At 69.7% G+C, this 647-nt stretch carries 2 protein-coding genes; both read right to left on the reverse strand.

Annotation, left to right across the window (positions count from 1 at the left end; genetic code table 11):
• The coding region (locus VQ02_RS37960) for an HAD hydrolase family protein (RefSeq protein ID WP_157080942.1) at positions 1-138 on the reverse strand (138 nt) is incomplete at its 3' end.
• Positions 139-156: 18 nt separating this feature from the next.
• Positions 157-639 (reverse strand): gluconokinase, encoded by a 483-nt coding sequence (locus VQ02_RS34470; RefSeq protein WP_157080943.1) that lies wholly within the window; start codon positions 637-639, stop codon positions 157-159.
• Between the last annotated feature and the right edge of the window lie 8 nt (positions 640-647).

Here is a 647-nt window from a genome sequence, read left to right on the forward strand (position 1 = left end):
GATGCCGGCCGCATCGAGCCGCCGCACCGCGTCCCTGCTGCGCGGTGTCAGGCTCTTGTCGGAGGTGACGAGGGTGCCGTCCACGTCCGAGATCACGAAGGCGATCCGTCGATCGCCGGAGGGGTGGCCCGACTTCATGCTGTGTCCCGCGCCGTCTCAATCGTCGGAGGGCAAACCCAATTCGGTCAGGATCGTTGCCACGATCGCCTCCGCGTTGCCGGCGATCGGCACCGCGAGCGCCCCCTCCTCCGGGCCCGGCGGTTCGAGGATGGCGAATTGGCTGTCGAGGAGGGCCGCCGGCATGAAGTGGCCGGCCCGGCGGGCAATGCGGGCCGCGATCAGATCCCTGTCGCCGTCGAGATAGACGATGCGGATGCCTGCCCGCCCCTGGACGAGCGCATCGCGGTAGGCCCGCTTCAGGGCCGAGCAGGCGAGGATGCCCGGTCGTCCGGTTTCGATGCAGGTGCTGATCCAGGCCGCCATGGCCGCGAGCCAGGGCGCGCGGTCGGAATCGTCGAGGCCGTGGCCATCCCGCATCTTGGCCACGTGGTCCGGGCTGTGGAAGGAATCGCCGTCGACGAAATCCCATCCGAGACGCTCGGCCAGAAGGCCGGCGACCGTGCTCTTGCCAGAGCCCACGAGACGGA

This window comes from Methylobacterium variabile, assembly GCF_001043975.1.
GTDB classification, from domain to species: Bacteria; Pseudomonadota; Alphaproteobacteria; order Rhizobiales; family Beijerinckiaceae; genus Methylobacterium; species Methylobacterium variabile.